6 protein-coding genes and 2 pseudogenes are annotated in these 5,919 nt (G+C 62.7%); 6 read left to right on the top strand and 2 right to left on the bottom strand.

Annotation, left to right across the window (positions count from 1 at the left end):
• Both B3V69_RS15735 and B3V69_RS15730 read left to right on the top strand, forming a co-directional pair.
• Positions 1 to 387: ABC transporter ATP-binding protein (locus tag B3V69_RS15735; RefSeq protein WP_296447955.1), on the top strand; the 387-nt coding region annotated here is incomplete at its 5' end.
• A gap of 47 nt (positions 388 to 434) precedes the next feature.
• A complete protein-coding gene (locus tag B3V69_RS15730) occupies positions 435 to 1,673 on the top strand; it encodes a cystathionine gamma-synthase family protein (protein WP_296447954.1) in 1,239 nt (412 codons plus the stop codon).
• Positions 1,674 to 1,689: 16 nt separating this feature from the next.
• On the opposite strand, the pseudogene B3V69_RS15725 reads toward B3V69_RS15730, so the two are convergent.
• Positions 1,690 to 1,914: pseudogene (locus B3V69_RS15725) on the bottom strand (ABC transporter ATP-binding protein); the annotation flags it as partial.
• Between the two features lie 32 nt (positions 1,915 to 1,946).
• Between B3V69_RS15725 and B3V69_RS15720 the strand changes: the two are divergent.
• Positions 1,947 to 2,837: a TatD family hydrolase gene (locus B3V69_RS15720; protein WP_296447953.1), complete on the top strand. Its 891-nt coding sequence runs from the start codon at positions 1,947 to 1,949 to the stop codon at positions 2,835 to 2,837.
• A gap of 49 nt (positions 2,838 to 2,886) precedes the next feature.
• Here B3V69_RS15720 and B3V69_RS15715 read toward each other — a convergent pair whose 3' ends face one another.
• Positions 2,887 to 3,729 (bottom strand): hypothetical protein, encoded by an 843-nt coding sequence (locus tag B3V69_RS15715; RefSeq protein WP_296447952.1) that lies wholly within the window; start codon positions 3,727 to 3,729, stop codon positions 2,887 to 2,889.
• Positions 3,730 to 3,916: 187 nt separating this feature from the next.
• On the opposite strand from B3V69_RS15715, the gene B3V69_RS15710 reads away from it, so the two are divergent.
• The 3 genes and pseudogenes from B3V69_RS15710 to B3V69_RS15700 form a co-directional block, all read left to right on the top strand.
• Positions 3,917 to 4,453: a DNA-deoxyinosine glycosylase gene (locus tag B3V69_RS15710; protein ID WP_296447951.1), complete on the top strand. Its 537-nt coding sequence runs from the start codon at positions 3,917 to 3,919 to the stop codon at positions 4,451 to 4,453.
• Between the two features lie 37 nt (positions 4,454 to 4,490).
• On the top strand, positions 4,491 to 5,246 hold the full coding sequence (locus tag B3V69_RS15705; protein WP_414707548.1) for a spermidine synthase: 756 nt from the start codon (positions 4,491 to 4,493) through the stop codon (positions 5,244 to 5,246).
• Positions 5,243 to 5,919: pseudogene (locus B3V69_RS15700) on the top strand (type II/IV secretion system protein); the annotation flags it as partial. The gene B3V69_RS15705 and the pseudogene B3V69_RS15700, both read left to right, overlap by 4 nt.

The raw sequence follows: 5,919 nt of genomic DNA, 5'->3' as shown, positions 1-5,919 counted from the left end.
TTCAGCGCCCTCGACAACGTCGCCATGCCATTATGGATTCGGCGCCTGGCCCCCGAGGAATGTGCGCAGGAAGCTACCAAAATGCTAGCAAATGTAGGCTTGCTGGACCGCCTGCACCATCGCCCGTCCGAGCTCTCAGGCGGCGAGCGCCAACGTGTCGCCATTGCCCGCGCCCTGGTCACGCGACCGGCTTGCGTGCTGGCCGATGAGCCCACCGGCAATCTGGACCGCGGCACTGCCGATGGCGTGTTCGAGCTGATGCTGGACTTGGCGCGCACCCACGGCACCGCCTTTATCGTTGTCACCCATGATGAAGCGCTGGCGGCCCGTTGCGGGCGCCAGTTGCAGCTGGTGCAGGGGACTCTGACCGAAGCGGCAGCTGCCTAGCTGAATTTTTTACCTTCATTTGTTTAACGACTTGACCTGACGACTTTATGAGCAAGCTCGGATTCACCACGACCACAGTTCACGCAGACCAGCACTTTGGTGTCGAGCATGGTGGCATGCACAAACCCATTCACACCTCCGTGCAGTACGGCTTCGAGCGGGTGGAAGACCTGATTGGCGTGTTCCAGGGCACGGTCAAGGGCGGCTACAACTACGCGCGTCAGGGCACCCCGACCACGGCGGCGCTGGAGTCCAAGATCACGCTGATGGAGCAAGGCCTGGGCAGCGTGAGCTTTGCCACCGGCATGGCGGCCATCACGGCGACTTTTCTGACGCTGCTCAAGGCCGGTGACCATTTGATTTCAAGCCAGTTTGTATTTGGCAACACCAACAGCCTGCTCGGCACTCTGAGAGACCTGGGCATCGAAGTCACCACGGTGGACGTGACCCAGGCCGACAACGTGGCGGCGGCGATCCGGCCCAACACCCGCATGGTGTTTGTCGAAACCATTGCCAACCCCGGCACGCAGATTCCCGATCTCTCCACCCTCGGCACACTGTGCGCGGACCAAGGCCTGCTCTATGTGGTGGACAACACCATCACTTCGCCTTTGCTATTTCGCCCCGGCAGCGTGGGCGCCGGCCTGGTCATCAATTCACTGACCAAGACCATTGCCGGGCATGGCAGCGCGCTGGGCGGCGCGGTGACCGACACCGGCCTTTTTGACTGGCAGGCCTATCCCAATATCTTTGCCAATTACCGCAAGGGCGACCCACGCCAATGGGGCCTGCAGCAAATCCGCAAGAAAGGCCTGCGCGACATGGGCGGCACGCTCTCCAGCGAGCACGCGCACCAGATCAGCGTGGGTGCGGAGACGCTGGCCTTGCGCGTCGCGCAGAGCAGCGCCACGGCGCTGCAACTGGCGCAGTTTCTGGAAGCGCACCCGGCGATCAATCGGGTCTATTACCCCATGCTTGAATCGCACCCCCAGTACGCGGTTGCACGGCAGCATTTCAACGCGGGTTCCTGGCTGCTGTCGTTCGAGTTGCGCGATGCAAAGGATTGCCTTGCATTCATCAATCGGCTGCAACTGCCGGTCAAGGCCACCGGCTTGGGCGATACGCGCAGTCTGATCATTCCTGTCGCCCACACGATTTTCTGGGAAGCCGGCGCACAGGCCCGCGCCGCCATGGGCATTGCGGACGGCTTGATTCGCCTCTCGGTGGGTCTGGAAGACTGTACGGATTTACTTGGCGATTTCGAGCAAGCGCTGGCAGCGGCCTAAAAGCTGAGCCTGGCCGCTACAAAATCCGATTGAACCACAGCAGCGACAGCGCGCCCGACGCAATGGCCAGCACGGCCGCCGCCAGCGCCAGCAAGCCCGAAATTTCGGTTTCCTTCTTCTCCACCATCAGGCGCGAGCTCAGGGTTTCGTAGACATTCTTCAGATCGGCGGCGGTGCCGTCATAAAAGTAGTCGGCCTGGGTTTTGTTGGCGATGGCCTTGAGCGTTTCTTCGTCCAGTTGGCGTTATGGCGGCGATATGGTATTTTCCCTGTATGACCTACTGGATCGACACCCATTGCCACCTGGATGCAGCAGAGTTTGAGCCGGATACCCCCGCCGTCAGGGCGCGAGCCGCTATAAAAAATGTAGCGCATTGTGTTCTGGCGGCGGTAGCGGTCGGCAACTTCGACGCCGTGCGCCAGCTCGCTCACGCGCAGGCTGACAGCTATGCGCTGGGCATTCACCCGCTGTGCGTGGCGCAGGCGCGGGACGCGGATCTGGCGACGCTGGACGCCTGCTTGCTGCGTTACCGGGATGACCCGCAGCTGGTGGCGGTGGGCGAAATCGGACTGGATTTTTTTGTGCCGGCGCTGTGCCTCAGCCCGCTGCGCGAACGTCAGGAATATTTCTATCTGGCGCAACTCAAACTGGCGCGAAAGCATGGTTTGCCGGTGATTCTTCATGTGCGCCGCTCGGCCGACCGGCTGCTCAAGGGCTTGCGTGACATCGGCGGCAAAGAGGGTGCTGGCACTGCCTCCCGCTGGCACGGCATCGCCCACGCCTTCAACGGCAGCCAGCAGCAAGCTGAGGCCTTCATTGCGCTGGGCTTCAAGCTCGGCTTTGGTGGTGCGCTGACCTATGAGCGAGCCTTGCAGCTGCGCCGCCTGGCGGCCAGCCTGCCGCTCGACGCCATCGTGATGGAAACCGATGCGCCCGACATGCCGCCGCACTGGCTGTACAAAACGGCTGAGCAGCGCTCGGCGGGCGAGCCGCAGGGACGTAACGAGCCGGGCGAGTTGCCGCGCATTGGCGCCGAACTGGCTGCTTTGCGCGGCATCTCCCCCGCCGCACTGGCCCTTGCCACCACGCGCAACGCTATCGCAGCCCTGCCGCGCCTGCGCGCCTTGTTGCCAGCTGAACCCCAGACGACCGCGGGGCCTTAGCCGGAACCCACGTTTTGGCCGTGGCCATTCAGGCGCGGGTCAATGCGGTTCATTTACCGTTCCCGTTGAGCTTGGCCTGTCCTGAGCTCGTCGAAGGGTCGGCGCCTTGCAGCCCTTCGACCGGCCCAGTGCGAGCGGTTTTATCCGAACAGCAGGCAGACGAAGGCAAATGGGCCACCAGATCGCGCGCGGACTCCTGAACAATACTTTTCATGGAAACGTATTCTTCCGCCAGCGATTCATGCGACAGGGTTGACTCCTGGGCACCTTCCCAGGCGACCGAGCCGTCCTGGCTGTCCCAGATTTGCAGAAACAGCCGGATGGTGCTGGTCTTGGTTTCCAGCACGCGCAGCCCCAGCATGCCAAATCGACTTTTCGACTCCTGCCGGAAGGCCCCCAATTTAAGCTGTGCCAGATAGCGCGTGCCGGTCGCTTGCGCCACTTTTTGCAGCGCTTCACGGTCGAATATGCCGGCCAGGCGGTAATCTTCGAACATCTGCCGGTACTGGCTCGTCAGCCCCAAGCGATTGATCGCACTCAGTGTTTGCGGCAGCGGCACGATACGCAGATCCGGGCGAATTTTTTGCAATATTTCGGTGAATGAGAGTGCCAGCGCTTGCTTGTCTTCTTCCTGCCCGGTGGCCGAGGACGGCGTGATAAAGGCAATGCCCCCCGCTTGGAAATCCTCGGACCGCAGATTGATCGCCTGCACCTGAGTCGTCGGATTGTTTTGCTGCGTGGTACTCAGGAGTTTCTGGCTGGCACAGCCACCCAGCAGCAAGGCCAGACCGATGGCGAACAGGGCCAACAGGGCCAACACCGGTCCCGGCGTGACGTCGGACAGCCTGACTTCTGGCAACGCAAAATTGCCTTGTCCATTTGTCGTTTTCATGCTGTTCTCCTTTCACCGAATCGATAGGGGTACGACGCCGCAGCCGCTTGACGCCGGCCCCTAGGCCACTCATGAGCGATTGTTGAATTTTTTGGCGAAACTGTCTGTGCGGTGGCGAACCCTGGGCGCCAGCGGATCGTTGTTGGTTTTTCCAAGGGCCATACTCGGGGGGCTTGACCCCATCCAGATGCTGAACGACCCACCCAACGACGAGATCTCGGCGCAACGCCTGCTCGGCTTGCCGCCGATCGTCTCCGGCAACACGCGGCTGCTGGTGCTGGGCAGCTTTCCGGGCGCCGCCTCACTGGCACGGCAGCAGTACTACGCCCATCCGCAAAACCATTTCTGGAAAATACTTCAAGCGATTTGGCCTGCTAGCCCCCTAGAAATAAGCGTGGATAGCTATGAAAAACGTAGCAATTGGCTGCTGGACCGGGGCTTGGGCGTGTGGGACGTTTACGCATCCTGCGAGCGCGAGGGCAGTCTGGATGCGGCCATCCGCCAAGCGGAGGTCAATGATTTCGCCAGCCTCATCCGCCGTTGCCCGCAGCTCAGGGGCGTCGCCCACAACGGCGGCGAGAGTTTTCGCCACGCCAAATTCACGGCCACGCTGGGTCTGCCGGTCTACAAGCTACCGTCCACCAGCCCGGCCAACGCCAGCTGGAGCTTCGAGCGCAAGCTGACGGCCTGGCGCGAGGTGGTGGCCGCCGCCGGGTTGCTGTGAGCGTGCCAGATCGACGTTTGAGGATAATGCCCCCATCTTGAAAAAACGCACCCACGCTCTCCCCGAAGTCAACTTCTCAGACGAAGGTCCGCTTCGCCATCTGCACCTGGGCACCGAATGGATCCAGGGCTCCATGCTGATGGACGCCCCGACCGAGCTGTTCCACGAATACATCCAGCGCATGATGGCCTGGCTGCTGTTTGTCGAGCCCGACACCGTCCCCAAGCGCCAGGCCATGCAGCTCGGACTGGGGGCCGGTTCGCTCACCAAGTTCTGCGCCAAGGAGCTGCGCATGAAAACCGTCGCCATCGAGCTCAATCCCCAGGTGCTCACCGCATGTCGCGGCTGGTTCAAGCTGCCGGCCGACAACACCCGCATGCAGGTGGTGCTGGCCGACGCCGCGCTGGAGATTCAAGACGCCAAGTGGTGGGGCACGGTGGATGCGCTGCAGGTTGATCTGTACGACCACGAGGCCGCCGCGCCGGTGCTCGACAGCTTCCCGTTTTATACCCATTGCAAACGCCTGCTGACGCCGGAAGGGTGCATGACCGTCAATCTGTTTGGCCGGGCATCGAGCTTTGCGCGCAGTGTCGAGAAGATCTCGGCGGCTTTTGGCGCCGATGCGGTGTGGGCCTTCAAACCGACGCGCGAAGGCAACACCGTGGTGCTGGCGCAGCGCACACCGTCCCGGCCCAAGCGCGAGGTGCTCGATGCACGGGCCGAGATCATCCAGACCCGATGGGGCCTGCCCGCCGCCAAATGGGTGCGCGTCTTCAAACCGATGCTCAAATGAACCCTGCCACGCCAATGGACAAGCCCAAGCCGTCTGCCCGCACCGTCCATCGCGGGCCGCTCGATTGGCGGCGCCTGGTCGAGTGGCTGCACCATGACGGCGTGATCAGCGTCGAGGAAGCGCATCGCATCACGGCGCGTTGCGCCCAGGCCGAGAGCGCGCAACACCCCCTGGTGCGGCTGGCCAGCGTGTCGGTACGGCGCGCCAGCGATGGCAAGCCGCTCGACATCGAGTTGCTGACCCAGTGGCTGGCGACGCGCGCCGGGCTCGACTATTTGCGCATTGACCCGCTCAAGGTCGATGTCGGCAAGGTGGCCGACACCATGAGTGCGGCCTATGCCGAGCGCCACAAGATTTTGCCGGTGCTGGTGACGCCCAGCGAAATCGTCGTCGCCACGGCCGAGCCTTTCATCACCGACTGGGTCGCCGAGCTGGAGCGGCAGGCGCGTCGCAGCGTGCGCCGCGTGGTGGCCAGCCCGCAGGAAATTCACCGCTATACCGCCGAATTTTTTGCCCTCGCCAAGTCGGTGAAGGCCGCCAACAAGGCGGGCGGCAGCAGTGGCGGCGCCAGCTTCGAGCAGCTGGTCGAGCTGGGCAAGACCAACAAGCAGCTCGACGCCAACGACCAGGGCGTCGTGCAGGTGGTGGACTGGCTCTGGCAGTACGCGTTTGA

This window comes from Rhodoferax sp. UBA5149 (assembly GCF_002413825.1).
Taxonomy (GTDB): domain Bacteria; phylum Pseudomonadota; class Gammaproteobacteria; order Burkholderiales; family Burkholderiaceae_C; genus Rhodoferax.
The sequence above is the reverse complement of the archived record's forward strand: the minus strand, read 5'-3'. Positions and strand labels throughout refer to the sequence as shown.